At 68.9% G+C, this 19,208-nt stretch carries 17 protein-coding genes; 9 read left to right on the forward strand and 8 right to left on the reverse strand.

Annotated elements, in window-relative coordinates:
* Position 1 precedes the first annotated feature (1 nt).
* Positions 2–1,375, forward strand: a complete 1,374-nt coding sequence (lpdA, locus tag ACIPYT_RS13375; RefSeq protein ID WP_401075065.1) for a dihydrolipoyl dehydrogenase — start codon at positions 2–4, stop codon at positions 1,373–1,375.
* A 99-nt stretch (positions 1,376–1,474) separates the two neighbouring features.
* Positions 1,475–3,241, forward strand: a complete 1,767-nt coding sequence (sucB, locus tag ACIPYT_RS13380) for a 2-oxoglutarate dehydrogenase, E2 component, dihydrolipoamide succinyltransferase (RefSeq protein ID WP_401075067.1) — start codon at positions 1,475–1,477, stop codon at positions 3,239–3,241.
* Positions 3,242–3,255: 14 nt separating this feature from the next.
* Here sucB and ACIPYT_RS13385 read toward each other — a convergent pair whose 3' ends face one another.
* Positions 3,256–4,863: a hypothetical protein gene (locus tag ACIPYT_RS13385; RefSeq protein WP_401075070.1), complete on the reverse strand. Its 1,608-nt coding sequence runs from the start codon at positions 4,861–4,863 to the stop codon at positions 3,256–3,258.
* 157 nt (positions 4,864–5,020) lie between these two features.
* Between ACIPYT_RS13385 and ACIPYT_RS13390 the strand changes: the two genes are divergently transcribed.
* Positions 5,021–5,731: a DUF4191 family protein gene (locus tag ACIPYT_RS13390; RefSeq protein WP_401075073.1), complete on the forward strand. Its 711-nt coding sequence runs from the start codon at positions 5,021–5,023 to the stop codon at positions 5,729–5,731.
* Between the two features lie 74 nt (positions 5,732–5,805).
* On the opposite strand, the gene ACIPYT_RS13395 is transcribed toward ACIPYT_RS13390, so the two are convergent.
* Complete coding sequence (locus ACIPYT_RS13395; protein WP_401075076.1) at positions 5,806–6,993, reverse strand: RimK family alpha-L-glutamate ligase; 1,188 nt, start codon at positions 6,991–6,993, stop codon at positions 5,806–5,808.
* Between the two features lie 25 nt (positions 6,994–7,018).
* On the opposite strand from ACIPYT_RS13395, the gene ACIPYT_RS13400 reads away from it, so the two are divergent.
* Positions 7,019–7,498, forward strand: a complete 480-nt coding sequence (locus tag ACIPYT_RS13400; protein ID WP_401075079.1) for an ATP-dependent zinc protease — start codon at positions 7,019–7,021, stop codon at positions 7,496–7,498.
* 6 nt (positions 7,499–7,504) lie between these two features.
* On the opposite strand, the gene ACIPYT_RS13405 is transcribed toward ACIPYT_RS13400, so the two are convergent.
* Complete coding sequence (locus ACIPYT_RS13405; protein WP_401075662.1) at positions 7,505–7,891, reverse strand: RDD family protein; 387 nt, start codon at positions 7,889–7,891, stop codon at positions 7,505–7,507.
* Positions 7,892–8,051: 160 nt separating this feature from the next.
* Here ACIPYT_RS13405 and glnA (ACIPYT_RS13410) point away from each other — a divergent pair, with 160 nt between their 5' ends.
* From glnA (ACIPYT_RS13410) to ACIPYT_RS13420, 3 genes are all read left to right on the forward strand, one after another.
* A complete protein-coding gene (gene glnA, locus ACIPYT_RS13410) occupies positions 8,052–9,476 on the forward strand; it encodes a type I glutamate--ammonia ligase (RefSeq protein ID WP_050720853.1) in 1,425 nt (474 codons plus the stop codon).
* A gap of 127 nt (positions 9,477–9,603) precedes the next feature.
* Positions 9,604–10,047, forward strand: coding sequence for a hypothetical protein (locus ACIPYT_RS13415; protein ID WP_401075083.1), 444 nt, complete (start codon positions 9,604–9,606; stop codon positions 10,045–10,047).
* Between the two features lie 81 nt (positions 10,048–10,128).
* The gene (locus ACIPYT_RS13420; RefSeq protein ID WP_401075086.1) at positions 10,129–10,929 is read left to right on the forward strand and encodes a hypothetical protein; all 801 of its coding nucleotides are present in this window, start codon (positions 10,129–10,131) and stop codon (positions 10,927–10,929) included.
* Here ACIPYT_RS13420 and ACIPYT_RS13425 read toward each other — a convergent pair.
* Entirely contained in the window at positions 10,889–11,398 is a 510-nt protein-coding gene (locus ACIPYT_RS13425; protein WP_401075089.1) for a GNAT family N-acetyltransferase, read from the reverse strand. The two genes, ACIPYT_RS13420 and ACIPYT_RS13425, sit on opposite strands and share 41 nt — an antisense overlap.
* Positions 11,399–11,531: 133 nt before the next feature.
* On the opposite strand from ACIPYT_RS13425, the gene ACIPYT_RS13430 reads away from it, so the two are divergent.
* A complete protein-coding gene (locus ACIPYT_RS13430) occupies positions 11,532–12,677 on the forward strand; it encodes an AI-2E family transporter (RefSeq protein ID WP_401075092.1) in 1,146 nt (381 codons plus the stop codon).
* Here ACIPYT_RS13430 and ACIPYT_RS13435 read toward each other — a convergent pair.
* The 4 genes from ACIPYT_RS13435 to ACIPYT_RS13450 form a co-directional block, all read right to left on the reverse strand.
* Positions 12,664–13,593: a diacylglycerol/lipid kinase family protein gene (locus ACIPYT_RS13435; protein ID WP_401075095.1), complete on the reverse strand. Its 930-nt coding sequence runs from the start codon at positions 13,591–13,593 to the stop codon at positions 12,664–12,666. The two genes, ACIPYT_RS13430 and ACIPYT_RS13435, sit on opposite strands and share 14 nt — an antisense overlap.
* A 65-nt stretch (positions 13,594–13,658) precedes the next feature.
* A complete protein-coding gene (locus tag ACIPYT_RS13440; protein WP_401075098.1) occupies positions 13,659–16,634 on the reverse strand; it encodes a bifunctional [glutamine synthetase] adenylyltransferase/[glutamine synthetase]-adenylyl-L-tyrosine phosphorylase in 2,976 nt (991 codons plus the stop codon).
* 9 nt (positions 16,635–16,643) lie between these two features.
* Entirely contained in the window at positions 16,644–17,981 is a 1,338-nt protein-coding gene (gene glnA, locus ACIPYT_RS13445; protein WP_401075102.1) for a type I glutamate--ammonia ligase, read from the reverse strand.
* 2 nt (positions 17,982–17,983) lie between these two features.
* Positions 17,984–18,199: an SPOR domain-containing protein gene (locus ACIPYT_RS13450; protein WP_401075105.1), complete on the reverse strand. Its 216-nt coding sequence runs from the start codon at positions 18,197–18,199 to the stop codon at positions 17,984–17,986.
* Positions 18,200–18,269: 70 nt separating this feature from the next.
* Here ACIPYT_RS13450 and ppgK point away from each other — a divergent pair, with 70 nt between their 5' ends.
* A complete protein-coding gene (gene ppgK, locus ACIPYT_RS13455) occupies positions 18,270–19,016 on the forward strand; it encodes a polyphosphate--glucose phosphotransferase (protein ID WP_401075107.1) in 747 nt (248 codons plus the stop codon).
* Positions 19,017–19,208 lie beyond the last annotated feature (192 nt).

Consider the following 19,208-nt stretch of genomic DNA (forward strand, 5'->3'; position numbering starts at 1 on the left):
GATGACAACCCACACCTTCGACATCGTCGTCCTGGGCGGAGGCAGCGGCGGGTACGCCGCGGCACTGCGGGCCAGCGAGCTCGGCAAGAGCGTCGCCCTCATCGAGAAGGACAAGGTCGGCGGCACCTGTCTGCACCGCGGCTGCATCCCGACCAAGGCGCTGCTGCACGCGGCGGAGGTCGCGGAGCACGTCCGTGGCGCCGCGCACGTCGGTGTCACGGCGACGCTCGAGAACATCGATCCAGCCGGCGTCCGCGCGTACCGCGAGGGCATCGTGGCGAAGAAGTTCAAGGGTCTGGAAGGCCTGGTGAAGGCCCGCGGCATCACGACCGTCGCGGGCGCGGGGCGGCTCAACGCCGACCGGTCTGTGAGCGTCGGCGACGACGTCTACGTCGGAACGGACGTCGTGCTCGCGACCGGCTCGTACAGCCGCACGCTGCCGGGACTCGACATCGGCGGACGCATCCTCACCAGCGAGCAGGCGTTGTCGTTGGACGTCATCCCGGAGCGCGTGCTCATCCTCGGCGGCGGCGTCATCGGCGTCGAGTTCGCGAGCGTCTGGCGCTCGTTCGGGGCCGAGGTCACGATCATCGAGGCGCTTCCCCACCTCGTGCCGAACGAGGACATCGCGTTGAGCAAGGGACTCGAGCGGGCGTTCCGACGCCGCGGCATCCAGTACTCGCTCGGCGTGCGCTTCCAGACCGCCACGCAGGACGAGTCCTCTGTGACGGTCACGCTCGAGGACGGCAAGGAGTTCACAGGCGACTACCTGCTCGTCGCGGTGGGCCGCGGCCCGGTGACCGCCGACCTCGGCTTCGAGGAGGCGGGCGTCGCCCTCGACCGCGGCTTCGTGACGGTCGACCAGGATCTCCGCACGGGCGCGCCCGGTGTCTGGGCCGTCGGCGACATCGTCCCCGGTCTGCAGCTCGCGCACCGCGGGTTCCAGCAGGGCATCGCGGTCGCCGAGCGCATCGCCGGCCTCACGCCCGCGAACATCCCGGACTCGCAGATCCCGAAGGTGACGTACTCCAGCCCGGAGGTGGCGTCGGTCGGCATCACGGAGGAGGCAGCGGTCGCCGAGCACGGCGCCGACGCCGTGGTCGCGTACGAGTACAACCTCGCCGGCAACGGCAAGAGCGAGATCATCGGCACCGGCGGACTCGTCAAGGTCGTGCGCCTCAAGGACGGCCCCGTGGTCGGCGTGCACCTCCTCGGGGATCGCGTGGGCGAGCTCATCACCGAGGGGCAGCTCGCGGTCGCGTGGGAGGCTCACCCGGAGGACATCGCTCCGCTGATCCACGCCCATCCGACGCAGAGCGAGGCTCTCGGCGAAGCGTTCCTCGCGCTCTCCGGCAAGCCGCTGCACGCGCTCTGAATCCGTAGTACCCCCGGCCGGGGCGGGGCGGGACACCAACCCCCGCGCAGGTCACTAAGCTAGACAAGCGTCATACAACTTCCTGAAGGAGACTCCGTCATGAGCACATCCGTGGTCCTCCCCGCTCTCGGTGAGAGCGTCACAGAGGGTACGGTCACCCGCTGGCTCAAGCAGGTGGGAGACACCGTGCAGGCGGATGAGGGCCTGCTCGAGATCTCGACCGACAAGGTCGACACCGAGATCCCCTCGCCCGTCAGCGGTGTGATCGAGGAGATCCTCGTCGCCGAGGACGAGACGGTCGAGGTCGGAGCGCTCCTCGCGCGCATCGGCGACGGCAGCGGAGCCGCCCCTGCGGCCGACGCTCCCGAGGCCGCTGCCCCCGAGGCCGAGGCCGCACCCGCCGCCGAAGCCGCACCCGCCGCTGAAGCCGCACCCGCCGCTGAACCGGCTCCGGCTGCCGAGCCCGCCCCGGCTGCTGACGCAGCACCCGCTGCGGCTCCTGCGGGCGACGCGAAGGACATCGTTCTCCCCGAGCTCGGCGAGAGCGTGACCGAGGGCACCGTGACGCGCTGGCTGAAGCAGGTCGGCGACTCGGTCGAGGTCGATGAGGCACTCCTCGAGATCTCCACCGACAAGGTCGACACCGAGATCCCGTCGCCGGTCGCCGGCGTGCTGCAGGAGATCGTCGCCGCTGAGGACGAGACCGTGGCCGTCGGGGCCGTGCTCGCCCGCGTCGGATCGGGAGCGGCTCCTGCCGCCGCGCCGGCCGCTCCGGCCGCTGAACCTGCTGCTGCTCCGGCACCCGCCGCCGCACCCGCTCCCGCCGCCGCTCCGGCTCCCGCACCCGCTCCGGCACCCGCCGCTGCTCCGGCTCCCGCAGCCGCTCCGGCTCCCGCAGCGGCACCTGCCGCCGCGCCGGCGGCTGCCCCGGCCGCGCCCAAGCTGTCGCTGCCGACCGAGAGCGACAACCTGTACGTGACGCCGCTCGTCCGTCGCCTGGCCTCGCAGCAGGGCGTCGATCTCGCCACCGTCACCGGCACGGGCGTCGGGGGCCGAATCCGCAAGGAAGACGTCCTCAAGGCTGCTGAGACCGCCGCGTCCGCACCGGCGGCAGCTGCCGCGCCTGCCGCGCCGAAGCTCGAGGCCTCTCCTCTCCGCGGTACCACGCAGCCGATGTCGCGCCTGCGCAAGGTGCTCGCACAGCGCGCCGTCGAGTCCATGCAGCAGACGGCACAGCTGACGACGGTCGTCGAGGTCGATGTCACGGCGCTCGCCGAGTACCGCGACAGCGTGAAGGGCTCGTTCCTCGAGAAGACGGGCGACAAGCTGTCGTTCCTCCCGTTCTTCGCGCTGGCCGCTGCGGAGGCGCTCCAGGCCTTCCCGATCGTGAACTCCACGGTCGACGGCGACCAGATCGTCTACCCCGCGACCGAGAACCTGTCGATCGCGGTCGACACCGAGCGCGGTCTGCTGACCCCGGTCCTGCGCGACGCGGCATCGAAGAACATCGCCGAGATCGCTCACGAGATCGCCGACCTCGCGGCGCGGACGCGCGACAACAAGCTGAAGCCCGACGAGCTCGCCGGTGGCACGTTCACCCTGACGAACACGGGCTCTCGCGGCGCGCTGTTCGACACCCCGGTCGTGTTCCTGCCGCAGTCCGCCATCCTCGGCACCGGCACGGTCGTCAAGCGCCCCGGTCTCGTGAAGGTCGGCGGCACCGAGGCGATCGCCATCCGCTCCTACGTGTACCTCGCTCTGTCGTACGATCACCGCATCATCGACGGTGCCGACGCAGCACGCTTCCTCGGGGCCGTGAAGGCACGCCTCGAGTCGGCGCAGTTCGCGGCGGACCTCGGAGCCTGACCGCTCACGCAGCATCATCCCGGCTGGTCCGCGACGTCGTAGGCGTCGCGGACCAGCCATTTCTCATCCACCCGGACGAGCACCAGCATCAGCGACGAGGAACCGCTCGCCGGGTCGGCGTCGCTCGCTGACGACACGCGGACGACGGCAGCACCCCCGTAGTCGTCGACGATCTCGACCTCGGACTCGCTGACCCCCGCCTCCTCGAAGGTCTCGAGCACATGCGCGGCCCCCGACACCACGGCGTCCGCGCAGACCGCGTCGGCGGCGTCCACGCACCCCCGTAGCGCACGCACCAGACGGAGCGCAGCGGCCTGAGAGACGTCTCCCTCCTTCGTCGACTCGTCCCCCGCCCGCGCCTCGTCGGTCCCGTGCTCGGTCGTCGGCGCTCTCTCCCCACCGGCGAGAGCGTCCCCGCCCGGTGGCGCCGCATCCCCATCCGGCGCCACCGTGTTCGACGCACCGCGTCCGGATATCCCACGGTCCGAACCGCGCTGACCATGACCGGACGACTCGCCGGTGGCGTCCCCCGGCCACAGCAGTCCCCCGGCCAAGACGACCGCAGCGGCCGCGAGACCCACCGCGATCATCGGCACCCGCCTCCGACCTACCGCGCCTCTGCGCCCGACGTGTGCGGCGCCTTCACGGGCCCCGCCCGTCTCGCGTGCGGCTGAGACGGCACGCTTCTCCCGCCACCGCTCCATGACGCCTCCCCAGAGCGTCGCGATCGTCGCCGCCCAGCCGCCGTGATCGCCGCGCCGCTCCCTCGCCCCGCGTGCGCGTCCTCGCGCGAGGGAACGCGTCCGCGCCCGCGTCGGTGCGGACGACGTCCTCAGGTCCGCCCGCCGCGGCGACCCGGCACCGTGCTCGCCGTCACTCCGCGCAGCACCGGGAGTCGCACGCAGCCGTCGCATCGGGTCGACCGGTACGTCCTCGTCATCCTCGTCGGTCGCGCACGCCAACGCGCGCGGCGAGGCGAGAGCGAGCAGCTCAGCCTCCCAGTTCTCGAGCTGACGCCGCGGGATGTGCGGACGTCCACGATCGCGGCGAAGGCCCTCGGCGATCCCGTCGAGCAGTCGTCGCAGCACGCGGTCCTCGCTCCCCGCAGCGATCGACTCGATCACCGTCGCGGATGCCGCCCGCACGTCCGCACCATCCCCGAGCGCGAACATGGGGCACCCGGTGTCCGTAAGCCACCATTCGCCATCTGCCGCCTGTTCCTGTCGACCGTCTGCTCCCTCCCAGCCGTGCGCCGTCTCACCGATACCCCGCAGCATGCTCACGACCAGGGTGCTCACCTCGCCGGGCGACAGCTCCTCTCCCCGGAGACCGCGACGGCCGAGGAACGCCGTCACGCGCTCGGTGCACCACGGCAGCAGAACGTCGTGTCCGTCCCCGCGGCGCACGAGATCGATCGGCGCCGCGACGTGCCGTGCCCCCGCCAGTCGCCAGCCGCCCCATCCGGCCAACCCCTCGGCGTCGCGCATGACGGCTCGCGCCTCACCGTCGGTGACCAGCGCCCCGGGATACGGCCCCTCACCGCCGGCGAGATGACGAAGCACACGATGCGCCCCCGGCAGGAGCGCCGAGGTGCGTCGGGCGGTCGTGTCGTTCGTGGTCATGACGACCATCACAGCGCAACGGCGGGTGACGTGGGAGGGCGTCGGGCGGTTGTGAACGGATCAGCCGAGAATCCGTCGTCGTGCAGAACGAGTCGATCGGCGTCCGCCCGGCGCGAACGACGTCATGACCCTACGCGGGAGTCGGTATCCTGGGTGCATGGCAAACCGTTCGTCCGCGCCCGAGAAGCGCCCGGGGTTCTTCTCCCAGATCAAGTCGCTCTTCCGGTTCACCCGCGAGGTGTACCCGTGGCTTCCGTGGGCCCAGATCGCCCTCCTGATCGCCGGCGCGCTGATCGGTGTCATCGTCGGCTACCTCATCCCGCCGCTTCAGATCTGGAGCATCGTGCTGTGGGGCATCTCCGGCCTCATGCTCGGTCTGCTCGGATCGATGTTCCTCATGACGCGCCTGTCGACGTCTGCGATGTACCAGAAGATCGACGGCATGCCCGGTGCGACCGGTCATGTGCTCAGCACGAGCCTCGGCCGCAGCTGGCAGGCATCCGAGACGCCGGTCGGCATCAACCCGAAGACGCAGGACGCCGTCTACCGCACGATCGGTCGCGGCGGCGTCGTCGTGGTCGGCGAGGGAGCCCGCGGGCGACTCACGCGACTCGTGAACGACGAGCGCAGCAAGGCGACGCGTGTCGCGCACGGCGTACCCGTGACCGTGCTCTACGTCGGTCACGGCGATGACGACGTCGCGATCGGCGACCTCGCGAAGACCATCAAGAAGCTCCCGAAGGCGATCGACAAGGCCACGATGGCCGCCGTCATCAAGCGGGTCGACTCCGTGTCGCAGTCGATCTCGTCCCTGCCGATCCCGAAGGGCATCGACCCGACCAAGGTCCGGGCGCAGCGTCCGCGCTGATCCGCACGCCCCCGCACGACAGAAGCGCGGCCGCACCTCTCGCGAGGGCGGCCGCGCTTCGTCGCATCCGAGGTCTATTCAGACAGCGGCTGTCGCGGCAGCCGGCGCACCTTCGCCCGCCGACGACGACGCTCGGGCACCATCGAGCGCATCTCGTCGAGCTTGCCGAAGCAGAAGAGCCGGTCGTCGGCCTCGAGCACCACGTGCTTTCGCGGATTCGGGATGACCGTGACACCGCGGTGCAGGGTGAGCACCGTGATGTCCCGCTCCCAGAGGCCGGCTTCTCCGAGCGTCTTGCCGACGAGGTCGACGGCGCCGTGCACCATCAGCTCGGCCACGCCGTAGCCCGTCGACACGGTGAGACGCTGGCGCACATCGATCTCGGGGAACGCGACCTGACCGGCGATGTAGTCGATGATGGCGCCCGCGACGTCGAGCTTCGTCGCCGCTTCGATGCCCTGCAGGCCGGGCGAGGAGTTGACCTCCATGACCAGCGGGCCGTCGTCGCCTTCGAGCATGTCGACACCCGCGACACGCAGCCCCATGATCTGGGCGGAGCGCACCGCCGCGCGTTCGTAGACGGGATCGAGCTCGACCGCCTCGACGGAGCCTCCACGGTGCACGTTGGAGCGGAACTCGTCGCCTGCGGCCGATCGGCGCATCGCGGCGACGACCCGGTCGCCGACGACGAGGGCGCGGATGTCCTTGCCCCGGCTCTCCGAGATGAACTTCTGGATCAGGACGTTCTGCTTCGTCGAGTGCAGCGTCTCGATGATCGCCTCGGCGACCTTCACCTGCGGCGCGAGGATGACGCCGATGCCCTGGGTGCCCTCGAGCAGCTTGATGACCACCGGGGCCCCGCCGACGCGCTCGATCGCGGGACGGACATCGGCGCGGTTGCGCACGAACGCCGTCGGCGGCATGGCGATGTTGTGGCGGGACAGGATCTGGTTCGCGCGCAGCTTGTCTCGCGCGCTGGAGATGCCGTTCGCCGTGTTCGGCGTGTAGACGTCCATCTGCTCGAACTGGCGCACGACGGCCGTGCCGAAGTACGTGATGGAGTTGCCGATACGGGGCAGGATCGCGTCGTAGTCGCTCAGCTGACGCCCGCGGTAGTGCAGATCCGGTTCATCGGAGGTGAGGTCGATCGCGAAGCGCAGCGTATTCAGCACCTTGACCGTGTGACCGCGCTGAAGAGCGGCCGCACGAAGTCGTTGGGTGGAGTACGCCTGCGGCGCACGGGAGAGTACTGCGATCTTCACGGGGATTTCCTGCCAGGATGGTCGGGTGAGTACGTCATCCCATTCAAACACTCTTATCGGGTGGCGAGAATGGGTGAGCCTGCCCGATCTCGGTGTCGACTGGCTGAAAGCCAAGATCGACACGGGCGCCCGCACATCGTCGCTCCATGCCTTCGACATCCAGGAGTTCGAGCGCGACGGCGTGTCGTGGGTGCGATTCCGTGTGAAGCCCTGGCAGGACAGCCAGGAGGATGCGGTCGACGTCGAGTCCCCGGTGCACGATCGACGCGCCGTGCGCAGCTCCTCGGGGCACGCGCAGGAGCGCTTCGTCGTCGAGTTGCTCATCCGTCTCTACGACCGCGAGGTGCTCGCCGAGGTCACGCTGAGCAACCGCGACGAGATGGGCTTCCGGATGCTCATCGGGCGTGAGGCCCTCAAGCAGGGCTACGTCGTCGATCCGGCCCGGTCGTTCGTCGGAGGACGCGCACCCCGCGAGGCGCGACGCCGCAACCGCGGCAGGGAATGACGGTGCTCAGGCGCGGATGAGGACGAGGCCGGCCGCCTTGTCGTGCAGTCCGCGCTGATCCGTGTCCCAGATCACGGCGGGGATCACGATCACCAGCAGCAGCGTCCGCACGATCGGGCGCCAGACGCCCACCCATCCCCCGCCGAGCCGCACCACGCGCATGCCGAGGATGCGGTGCCCTGGGCTTCCGCCCGCGGTCGGGATGAACAGGATCTGCAGGAGCGCGAACACCGCCATCGGCGCGAACTGCGTGAGACCGGCCTCCGACGGGAGCGCGAACTGATCGAAGCCGAGGAAGCCCGTGGCGATGATCGTCGCCGCGACGTAGTCGATCAGCAGGGCGCCGATCCGGCGGCCGGGGCGGGCGATGCTGCCGGCCCCGGTCTGCGGCATTCCGAGTCGTTCACCGGGGTACGTGTTCACAGCATCCGTCACACATCAACCCTACCGGCGCGTAACATGCCCGAAACAAAGCGGATACCGTGGAGTAACGCCCCGGCCGTACTGTGCAGAATGGCCGTGAAGCCATCGATCCGCAATCCAGGAGCTTTTCATGTTCAAAGATTCGTCCGAGGTGCTCGCCTACATCAAGGAGAACGACGTCAAGTTCCTTGACATCCGGTTCACCGACCTCCCGGGTGTGCAGCAGCACTTCAACATCCCCGCAGCGACCGTCGACGAGGACTTCTTCACGGACGGCCAGCTGTTCGACGGCTCCTCGATCCGTGGTTTCGCCAGCATCCACGAGTCGGACATGCAGCTGATCCCGGATGTCACCACGGCCTACATCGACCCCTTCCGCGAGGCGAGCACCCTCGTGATGATCTTCGACATCTACAACCCGCGCACGGGTGAGATCTACTCGAAGGACCCGCGTCAGGTCGCCAAGAAGGCCGAGAAGTACCTCGCCTCGACCGGCATCGCCGACACCGCGTACTTCGCCCCCGAGGCAGAGTTCTACATCTTCGACGACGTCCGCTACTCGGTCACGTCGGGTGAGAGCTTCTACAAGGTCGACTCCGAGGAGGCCGCGTGGAACACCGGTCGCGAGGAGGAGGGCGGAAACCTCGCCAACAAGACCCCGTACAAGGGCGGCTACTTCCCCGTCAGCCCGGTCGACAAGACCGCTGACCTGCGCGACGACATCACGCTGAAGCTCATCGACGCCGGCTTCACTCTCGAGCGCTCGCACCACGAGGTCGGCACCGCCGGTCAGCAGGAGATCAACTACCGCTTCGACACCATGGTGCACTCGGCGGACGACATCCTGAAGTTCAAGTACATCGTCAAGAACACCGCCGAGGAGTGGGGCAAGGTCGCCACCTTCATGCCGAAGCCGCTGTACGGCGACAACGGCTCGGGCATGCACACCCACCAGTCGCTCTGGAACGACGGCAAGCCGCTGTTCTACGACGAGGCCGGCTACGGCCAGCTCAGCGACATCGCGCGCTGGTACATCGGCGGCATCCTGGCGCACGCGCCGGCGCTGCTGGCCTTCACGAACCCGACGCTGAACAGCTACCACCGTCTGGTCAAGGGCTTCGAGGCTCCGGTCAACCTGGTCTACTCGGCCGGTAACCGCTCGGCTGCGATCCGCATCCCGATCACGGGTTCCAACCCCAAGGCCAAGCGCATCGAGTTCCGCGCTCCCGACGCCTCGGGCAACCCGTACCTCGCCTTCGCCGCGCAGCTCATGGCCGGCCTCGACGGCATCAAGAACCGCATCGAGCCGCACGAGCCCGTCGACAAGGACCTCTACGAGCTTCCGCCGGAGGAGGCCAAGAACATCCCGCAGGTGCCGAACTCCCTGCTGGACTCGCTCGAGGCCCTGCGCGAGGACCACGCCTTCCTCCTCGAGGGCGGCGTGTTCACCGAGGAGCTCATCGAGACCTGGATCTCCTACAAGTACGAGAACGAGATCCTGCCGATGGCCCAGCGCCCGCACCCGTTCGAGTACGAGCTGTACTTCGGCGTCTGACCGACAGCCGACACGTGCCCCCGGAGCCTCTGCTCCGGGGGCACGTTCGCGTATGCGGCTCCGGGCTCGGCCGTAGAATCACCGTGATGCGCCGGGGACGAGCCCGGCACCGACGGGAGGATCCGGGATGTTCGGTGGCAAGAGGCGACGCACGCTCGACGCGATGATGGAACAGCTCCGCCCCGACCTGAGTCGGGAAGCACTCGGCGTCGGACCTGCTTTCCCCGGAATCGCCCCGAACCCGCTCCTGAGCCGCGCCGCACGCACACGCATCACGGAACTGCGCTCGGGGGTGCTCGCGCTCGGCGTGGTCGTCGACTGGCGCGAGGTCAATGACAACCCCCGCGTCATACTGATGCTCGACGTGGAGACGGCCGACGGCGTCTCGTTCCGCGGCATCGCCGACGAGGCCTTCACCATCACCGATCTCACGCGGCTCGCTGCGGGACAGACTCTGCCGGTGCGCTACCGCCCGGACGTCATGGATCACTACGTCGCCCTCGCCCGCGACGCCGACCCGGCGGACGTCGAGCGACTCACCGCGGCGATCGCGAGCCGCAAGCAGGCCTGACGCGCCCCGCCGGCATCCCGCCTCTTGACAGCCGTGCGCTGACGGGTCGACCATTGCTCATCATCACTGGGGGTGAGCGCGGTGGCAGACTCGGCCAGCATCGCAGACAACCGTACGACCCATGTCCTCGCGCTCATCGCGATCGCGGCGGGCATCGTGGTCACGGTCGTGTTCTCGCTGCTGAAGCTTCCCGAGACCGTCACAGCCGTGGCCGGCAGCGCGACGACAGCCATTCCCGCGGTGATCGGTCTCTCGACCGGGAGACGGCGACGGGATAGGACTGCGGATCTTGCGCGCCTGCGTCGCGGGGAACTTCGCAGACCCGTGTCACTCGCCGTGGTGCTGCTCGGAGTCGCGATCCTCGCGTGCGATTCTCTCATCGGCGTGGCCGTGGCCACTGTCGCGGGTGCCAAGGGATCGGCTGTGCTGCTGTGGACCGGGGTCGCTCTCGTGGTCGCCGCGGCGTTCGCGATGTCGGTCTACGCGAGCCACTATCTCGGGCCTCGACCGTACGCGATGGCGTCAATGGCTGTCGCCGGAATGATCGCCGCGAGAATCTTCATCCTGACCATCACGCTGATCTCCCTGGGGGCTGCGGACGCGATCCCGATCTACCTCGGGACGCTCGTCCTGCATGTGTTCACGCTCGGAGGCGTTCTGCTCGGAGTCTGGGTCGGCCGCCGCCGCCAAGCCGGGTTCGTCGCCGCGAAAGCCGACCGGCTCTCGACGGAGCTGGACGATGGCGGCACCACGGTGCACGCGCGGGCCACGGAGTCGCCGGTGCCGGGGTCAGCAAGGGCCGATCGTCCGCGACTGCGATACGCCGCACTTCGCGATGGCGTCAGGCGTCGGCCGCCCCGAGATCGAGGGCCCATTCGTTGACGGCGAGATCGGCGCCGCGGAACTGCTCCTCGAACGACCCGACAAGCTGGAAACCGTTGCGACGGCAGACTCCGTTGGATGCCGCATTGTCGACCCCCGGGAACGCGACCAGGTGCCGGCGGGCTCCGCGATGCTCTCGTGCGATGTCGATCAGCAGCGCCAGGGCCGCAGACGCCACTCCTCTGCCCTGGGCCTGCGGGAGAACGAACCACCCGGTCTCGAACGCCGGCTCACCTCGCCACTCGACCGCCCAGTAGCCGATCGCGCCGAGAGCCTGACCCTCGGCATCGTCGATCACGAGCATCCGCGCCTCGGCGGGATCGACGAGTCCCAGGTAGCGCGCGTGACGCTCGTCGACCTGCTGCGCGCTCTCGGGGCCGTTCAGATGCGCCGTCATGGCCGCACTGTTGGCGGCACGGAGCATCGGCAGGTCGTCATCGGACCAGGGTCGAAGCGTGAGCGTCTCCATCACCAGAGACTCGCACACGGCACCGACATCGCCTACCACTCGGCGCTCCCGGCCGCCAGCCCGGCGCGCCTCGCTTGACCGCACCCGGCCTCGGTGGTCAACTGAGAGGTCGGATGGATTCAGGGAGGGCATCATGCGTCGGAAGACGATCAAGGCGCGGGTGGCGGCAGCGGAGACGCAGCAGCACCAGCCGAAGACCGCGGCGGCGGCCATCGCCCGCATCAACCCATTCATGTACGGCCTCCTCGGTGCGCTCGGCGTTCTCGTCGCACTGGTGATCGGCGGGATCGTCGACCAGCTCGCGACCGTGCTGGTCTACATCGGGGTCGCGATCTTCCTCGCCCTCGGCCTCGATCCGATCGTCACCTGGATCGAGAAGAAGCTTCCTCGCGGCGCCGCCGTCGCGATCGTGGTCGCGGTCGTGCTGCTCGCCTTCGCCGGCATCCTGCTGGCGATCGTCCCGATCCTCGTCGAGCAGATCACGAACCTCATCAAGGACGGACCGAAGATGGTCCAGGACTTCATGGCCAGCGCCTGGTTCAAGGATGTGAGCGAGCAGTTCGGATCGACGTTCGACGACGCCGCGCAGGGCGTCCTGTCGTTCATCCAGGATCCGGGCAACATCCTCAACATCAGCGGCGGCGTGTTCGCGGTCGGCGCCGGGATCGCCGGCGGCTTCACCGGCGTCACGATCGTGCTGATCCTCACCCTGTACTTCATGGCGTCGCTGCGCAGCATGAAGAAGGTCGCCACGCGCTTCGTCCCCGCCTACCAGCGCGAGACCTTCGGCGGACTGCTGGAAGACGTCTCCGGGGCCGTCGGCCGCTACGTGATGGGACAGGCGAGCCTCGCCGCCATCAACGGCATCCTGAGCCTGATCATGCTCAGCATCATCGGGGCCCCGGTTCCGGCCCTGCTCGCGCTCATCGCGTTCATCGGATCGATGATCCCGCTCGTCGGCACTCTGACCGCATCGATCATCAACTCGCTGATCTGCCTGATCGTGAGTCCCGTGACGGCGCTGATCGCCTTCATCTACTACCTCGTGTACATGCAGGTGGAGGCATACGTGCTGTCGCCGCGCATCATGAACAAGGCCGTCGCTGTGCCCGGCGCACTCGTCGTGATCGCAGCGGTCGCGGGTGGCGCGCTCGGCGGCATCCTCGGCGCGCTCGTCGCGATCCCGGTCGCTGCGAGCATCATCATCATCGTGCAGAAGGTCGTCTTCCCGAAGCAGGACGGCAAGGTGGTCCCGCCCGGAGAGCTCAGCGCACGTTGAGAGCTGCCCGCTGAACCCGCACGGCGAACTCCGACACCTCGCCGACCTCTTCGCCGTCGATCTCGAACATGCGCGGCTCGGACAGCGCGACAGCGATCCGCTCGGCGGCCACGTGAGTCGTCGAGTCCGTGCTCACGGCCTTGTCGACCGCACCGAGCAGACGACGGATGCCGTTCTCCCACACGAACGAGCGCACGGTGTCGAGCCACTGCAGCGGTCCGTCGGCGCTCACCAGCAGCATGTCGAGCTGTCCGTCGTCGATCACGGCGTCCGGGAGCAGGCGGATGCCGCCCTGCACCATGCCGCAGTTGCCGATCAGCATCGTGTGTCCGCGCAGCTCCTGGCCCTCGTTGTCGTCGAGGGTCAACGTGATGTCGGTCATCTCCGTGCCCGCCACCGCACGGCCCATGGCCTCGACGTACGCGAGCCATCCGGCCTTGCTCTTGAGGTCGTCGTCGGTCTCGACGAGCATCTGCGCATCGATGCCGAAGCCCACCATCACGACGAACGCGTGCTCCTCGCCGTCGCGCTCGACCCACCCCATGTCGATCGTGCGGGTCTCGCCGTCGCGCACGCGGCGGAGCGCCGCGGGGACGTCGTTGAGCGGCACCTCGAGGTTGCGGGCGAGCAGGTTGCCGGTGCCCTTCGGAACGATGCCGAGCGCGGCATCCGTCCCCGCCAGGGCTTCGGCGACCGCACGGACGGTGCCGTCGCCGCCGACGGTCACGACCACCTCGCACCCTGCATCGACGGCCTTCTCCGCCATGCCGCGACCGGGGTCGTCCGGGCTCGTCTCCCACCACTCGATGTCGGGAGCGTCGGCGGCATCTCCGAAGACCGCCGCGACGTCGGAACGCAGCTTCTCCTCGTCGGACTTCGAGGGGTTCCAGATCACACCGAGCTTCGAGATCGTCATGAGGTCAGCCTGTTGCAAACCCGTCCGATTGGCAACTCGATCACCGTCCCGCGCGCCGCAGGGGCTCAGCCGTAGAAGAGCTGCTCGAACGCGCGACGCGCCCGACGGGTCACGCCGAGGTAGTCGTCTTCGAGCTCGCTCGCCGATCTGTCCGGGTATCCGAGCAGACGGCCGATCGCGTCGAGCTCGCGAGGGTCGGTCGGCAGCATGTCGCTCGTGCGCCCCGTGAACAACGTGATCGCCGAGCGCAGACGGCTCGACAGCAGCCACGCGGCGCGGAGCAACTCGGCTGCGTCCTCGGGGATCAGGTCGGCGGCGACCGCGGCATCGAGGGCGGTGATCGTCGACGTCGTGCGGAGCTCGGGCACCCGATGGGCATGCTGCAGCTGGATGAGCTGCACCAGCCATTCGACGTCGCTGAGCGTTCCCGGCCCGAGTTTCAGGTGGCGGCGTGGGTCCACCCCCTGCGGCAGCCTCTCCCCCTCGACCCGCGCCTTGATGCGCTTGATCTCGCGCGCGCCCTGCTCGTCGATCGACGCCGGGTAGCGGATGCTGTCGGCGAGCTCCGTGAACGCCGCGATCAGCGTCGCGCTCCCCGCGACTCCACGGGCTCGCAGAAGCGCCTGGGCCTCCCACGACAGCGACCAGCGCCGGTAGTACTCGGCGTATGCCTGCAATGTGCGCACGACGGGACCGTTGCGTCCTTCGGGCCGGAGATCGGCATCGAGATCGAGCGGCACCCGATGATCGGTGAGATGCTCACGGAGTCCGGCGACCATCTTCGTGGCGAGGCTCTGCGCCCGCTGAGGGTCGACGCCGTTCGCGTCGTAGACATAGAGGATGTCGGCGTCGGAGCCGAAACCGAGCTCCGCGCCGCCGTACCGGCCCATGCCGATCACGGCGAAGTCGAGGGCGTCGTCCTCCGCGGTCACGATCTCGCGGCGCACGGCGCGGAGCGCCGCCTGGATCGCGGCATCCGTGATCTCGGTGAGGGAGGTCGCGACCTGCTCGATCGTGAGCACGTCGAGCACTCCGCCCATCGCGGTGCGCAGCAGTTCGCGGCGGCGCAGCGCGCGTACCGCCTGCAGCGCGTCGGCGATGTCGGCGTGCCTGGTCTGGATAGCCCGCGCCTCCTCATCGAGCGCCGCCCCGCTGCGCGGGCGCAGCAGATCGCTGCTGTCGAGCCACGCGACCGATTCGGGGATCCACTCCATGAGCTCGCCGACGTAGCGCGATGACGACAGGAGTCGGGTCAGGCTCTCGGCGGCGCCGGAGGAGTCGCGCAGCATGCGCAGGAACCACGGCGTGTCGCCGAGTCTCTCGCTGATGCGACGGAACGCCAGCAGCGCGTAGTCGGGGTCGCTGCCGTCGGCGAACCACTTGACCATGACGGGCATGAGATGCCGCTGGATCGTCGCCTTGCGGCTCAGCCCCGTGGTGAGCGCGCCGATGTGACGGAGAGCACCTGCGGGGTCACGGAAACCGATGGCCATGAGCCGGTCGTGCGCCTGGGCCGTCGACAGCGTGCGTTCGTCTTCGGGGAGCGCCGCCACGGCGCTGAGCAGCGGCCGATAGAACAACCGGGTGTGGATGTCGCGCACCTCGCGTCGCACCCCCTCCCAGCGCGCCCAGATGGCCTCTGCGGAGTCGGCGAGACCAGAGCCGCGGGCGAGCACCCGGAGCCCTGCCGGAGTGCGCGGCATCAGGTGCGTGCGACTCAACTCGCGCAGCTGCAGACGGTGCTCCATGAGTCGGAGGATCCGGTAGTCGTCCGCGAAGGTGCCGGCCTCCGCACGCCCGATGTACCCGCCCGCGACGAGCGCGTCGATGCTCTCGAGCGTACCCCGGGTACGGAGCCGTTCGTCCGTGAGCCCGTGCACGAGCTGGAGCAGCTGCACCGTGAACTCGATGTCGCGGAGCCCGCCGGCGCCGAGCTTGAGCTGATACGGGGCGTCTTCGGGGTCGATGTACTCCATGACCCGTTCGCGCATGCGCTGCACGCTGTCGACGAAGTTCTCGCGCGCAGCGCTCGAGAAGACCTTGGGCTGCAGAGCCGCGATGTACTCGGCGCCCAGGTCGGGATCGCCGGCGAGCGGCCGTGCCTTCAACAGGGCCTGGAACTCCCAGCTCTTCGCCCACCGGTCGTAGTACGCGACGTGCGACGCGAGGGAGCGCACGAGGGCGCCCTGCTTGCCCTCGGGTCGCAGTGCCGCATCGACCTCCCACAGCGGCGGTTCGACCTCGATCCCGCTGAGCCCGCGCATGGTCTCGCGCGCGAGGCGTGTGGCGATGTCGATCGCCTTCGCCTCGGACACGGCGTCCTCGTCGACGGTGCCCCCGACGAAGATCACGTCGACGTCGCTCACGTAGTTGAGTTCGCGCGCGCCCGACTTGCCCATGCCGATGATTGCCAACCGCGTCGCGGCGACCTGGTGCTCGTCCAGAGTGTCGGAGAGCCGACGTCGCGCCACGGCGAGCGAGGCTTCGAGCGCTGCACCCGCGATGTCGGCGAGGGCCGCGGCGACATCGCCGACGATCATGACCGGGTTGTGCGCACTCAGATCGAATGCCGCGATCGCCGCGAGCTCGCGGCGGTAGGCGACGCGCAGCGCGACGATCGATGCGTCGTCGCCGGCCGCCGCGACGCCATCGTGTGCGTCGACCGCTGCGAGCAGACGGTCGCGCAGTTGACCGGGCGTCGGCAGTTCGTCCAGCTCGACACCGAGCACCGGGAGCTCTTCGGGGTGCCGCAGGAAATAGTCTGCGAAACCGTCGGACGCCCCGAACACCCTCCACACTCGCGCTCGCGCCGACGCGTCGCGGATCAGCGCCGCGAGCGGCGCCGGGTCACGTCGGGCGACGCGCAGCATCCCTTCGACCGCCGCGTCGGGATCGGCCGCGACCGCCCCGGCCACGAGCGTGGAGCGATCCACGCCGACGAGCTCGGCGAGTTCGGCTAGCTCAGCGGACGCCGCGCTCAGCTCGGTGAAGCCGAGCCTGGCCAGCGCGGAGAGGGAGACGGAGTCGTCCGAACGGGCCATGCGCGACGCTCAGAGCAGCTCGAGGTTGTTCTTCAGCTCCAGCGGCGTGACCTGGCCGCGGTAGGCCTCCCACTCCTTGCGCTTGTTGAGCAGCACGTAGTTGAAGACCGACTCGCCCAGGGTCTCGGCGACGAGCTCCGACCCCTCCATGTACTCGAGCGCGTGGTCGAGGCTCGCGGGCAGAGCCGCGTAGCCCAGCGCACGGCGCTCGGCGTCGCTGAGCGACCACACGTTGTCCTCGGCCTCGGGCGGGAGTTCGTACTCCTCCTCGATGCCCTTGAGGCCGGCGGCGAGCATGAGCGCGTACGCGAGGTACGGGTTCGCCGCCGAATCCAGGGCACGGTACTCGACCCGCGACGAACCGCCCTTGTTCGGCTTGTACATGGGCACCCGCACGAGAGCGGAGCGGTTGTTGTGCCCCCAGGTCACGAAGCTCGGAGCCTCGTCGCCGCCCCACAGGCGCTTGTAGGAGTTGACGAACTGGTTCGTGACCGCCGCCATCTCGTTCGCATGCTTGAGCAGCCCGGCGATGAAGTGGCGGCCCGTCTTCGACAGCTGGTACTTCGCGCCCTCCTCGTAGAACGCGTTGCGCTCGCCCTCGAACAGCGACATGTGCGTGTGCATCCCGCTACCAGGGTGCCCGCTCAGCGGCTTGGGCATGAACGTCGCATAGACGCCCTGCTCGATCGCCACCTCCTTGATCACGGTGCGGAACGTCATGACGTTGTCGGCCATGGTGAGAGCGTCGGCGTAGCGCAGATCGATCTCGTTCTGGCCGGGGCCGCCCTCGTGGTGGCTGAATTCGACGGAGATGCCGAGGTCTTCCAGCATCCGCACCGAGCGGCGGCGGAAGTCGTGCGCCGTGCCGCCGGGGACGTTGTCGAAGTAGCCGGCCGAGTCGACCGGCACCGGGCCGTCGGGTCCGAACGACGAGGACTTGAGCAGATAGAACTCGATCTCGGGATGCGTGTAGAACGTGAACCCGGCATCCGCCGCCTTCGCGAGAGTGCGCTTGAGAACGTGCCGGGGATCGGACACGGCGGGACGGCCGTCGGGGGTCGTGATGTCGCAGAACATGCGGGCGGTGGGGTCGATCTCGCCACGCCACGGCAGGGTCTGGAACGTGGTGGGGTCCGGCTGCGCGAGCAGGTCGGACTCGTAGCTGCGCGTGAGTCCCTCGATCGCCGAGCCGTCGAAGCCGATGCCCTCGGCGAAGGCCCCCTCGACCTCGGCGGGCGCGATCGCGACCGACTTCAGGGTGCCGATCACGTCGGTGAACCACAGCCGCACGAACTTGACGCCGCGCTCCTCGATCGTCCGGAGGACGAAATCCCTCTGCTTGTCCACGTTTACTCGGAGTCCTTCGCGATGCCGGCGTCCCAGCCGTCCTCGGCGGCGTCCTCGTCCGCCCAGGCGCGTGCGCGCTCCTGCAGCTTCTCGGGCGCGTGAGCGGCCTCGGCCTCGGTGTCGAAGGGCCCGACGCGATCCGCCGACGGCGAGATCATCCCGAACTCGACCTGCTTGGTATTCACGTTGTACCAGTACTTCTCGTCGCCGTTCGACATGGCCGACCCCCTTCATCACGTGGTGTCATCGATCCTATCGGCGAGAAGCTCGGTCGCTAAGCTATCGAGCATGGCAAAAGCGATCGGCGTCGACATCGGCGGCACGGGAATCAAGGCAGGCATCGTCGACCTCGAGCACGGCACCATGGCCTCCGACCGGGTGCGCGTACCCACTCCGGAGGGCGCCTCTCCGCAGGACGTCCTGCAGGCGGTGCAGACCGTCCTGAAGACGCTCGACGTGCACGAGTCCACGCTGCCGCTGGGCGTCGCGTTCCCGGCGATCGTGAAGCGCGGGAAGACCCTCTCGGCCGCCAACGTGTCGAAGGAGTGGATCGGGTTCGACGCCGAGCGCTTCTTCCGCGACGGACTGGGTCGCAACATCGTGTTCGTGAACGACGCGGATGCCGCGGGCGTGGCCGAGGCCCGTCACGGCGCCGCCCGGGATGTGCTCGGCTTCACGCTGCTCACGACGCTCGGCACGGGCATCGGCTCGGCGTTCCTCTACGACGGCGTCCTCCTGCCCAACACCGAGCTCGGCCACCTCAACTTCCGCGAGTACGAGTCGGTCGAGACGTACGCGGCGACGTCGGCGCGCGAGCGCGAGAACCTGAGCTGGTCCGAGTGGGCCGAGCGCCTGCAGGAGTTCTACTCGCACATCGAGTTCCTGTTCAGCCCCGACCTGTTCGTCGTGGGCGGCGGCGTGTCGAAGAATGCGGGCGACTTCCTCCCGCTCCTCGACCTCAAGACGCCGATCGTCCCGGCGATCCACCGCAACAACTCGGGCATCATCGGCGCTGCGTCGCTCGCCGGCGACTGACAGCCACCGCACCGCACCCGTCTCCGAGGGCCCCGTCGATCCGACGGGGCCCTCCGTGTACATCTTGTGATAATTCCCTGTTGCTTTTCACGTGAGATCGTGTCAATCTAACAGTCAATATCACACGAGCCACCGTCGGCTCGAGTGCTCGACTACGGGAGCAATGATGCGCGCAGTTGTATTCACGTCAGA

It is taken from the genome of Microbacterium sp. NPDC089695, from assembly GCF_044749085.1.
Classification (GTDB): domain Bacteria; phylum Actinomycetota; class Actinomycetes; order Actinomycetales; family Microbacteriaceae; genus Microbacterium.

What these genes read in the sequence shown, in the direction of transcription:
- lpdA (WP_401075065.1), top strand. Translation starts at nt 2, where the DNA reads ATGACAACCCACACCTTCGACATCGTCGTCCTGGGCGGAGGCAGCGGC.
- ACIPYT_RS13430 (WP_401075092.1), top strand. Translation starts at nt 11,532, where the DNA reads ATGCGTCGGAAGACGATCAAGGCGCGGGTGGCGGCAGCGGAGACGCAG.
- ACIPYT_RS13405 (WP_401075662.1), bottom strand. Translation starts at nt 7,891, where the DNA reads ATGCCGCAGACCGGGGCCGGCAGCATCGCCCGCCCCGGCCGCCGGATC.
- ACIPYT_RS13415 (WP_401075083.1), top strand. Translation starts at nt 9,604, where the DNA reads ATGTTCGGTGGCAAGAGGCGACGCACGCTCGACGCGATGATGGAACAG.
- ACIPYT_RS13425 (WP_401075089.1), bottom strand. Translation starts at nt 11,398, where the DNA reads ATGGAGACGCTCACGCTTCGACCCTGGTCCGATGACGACCTGCCGATG.
- glnA (WP_050720853.1), top strand. Translation starts at nt 8,052, where the DNA reads ATGTTCAAAGATTCGTCCGAGGTGCTCGCCTACATCAAGGAGAACGAC.
- ppgK (WP_401075107.1), top strand. Translation starts at nt 18,270, where the DNA reads ATGGCAAAAGCGATCGGCGTCGACATCGGCGGCACGGGAATCAAGGCA.
- sucB (WP_401075067.1), top strand. Translation starts at nt 1,475, where the DNA reads ATGAGCACATCCGTGGTCCTCCCCGCTCTCGGTGAGAGCGTCACAGAG.
- ACIPYT_RS13390 (WP_401075073.1), top strand. Translation starts at nt 5,021, where the DNA reads ATGGCAAACCGTTCGTCCGCGCCCGAGAAGCGCCCGGGGTTCTTCTCC.
- ACIPYT_RS13435 (WP_401075095.1), bottom strand. Translation starts at nt 13,593, where the DNA reads ATGACGATCTCGAAGCTCGGTGTGATCTGGAACCCCTCGAAGTCCGAC.
- ACIPYT_RS13440 (WP_401075098.1), bottom strand. Translation starts at nt 16,634, where the DNA reads ATGGCCCGTTCGGACGACTCCGTCTCCCTCTCCGCGCTGGCCAGGCTC.
- ACIPYT_RS13385 (WP_401075070.1), bottom strand. Translation starts at nt 4,863, where the DNA reads ATGACCACGAACGACACGACCGCCCGACGCACCTCGGCGCTCCTGCCG.
- ACIPYT_RS13450 (WP_401075105.1), bottom strand. Translation starts at nt 18,199, where the DNA reads ATGTCGAACGGCGACGAGAAGTACTGGTACAACGTGAATACCAAGCAG.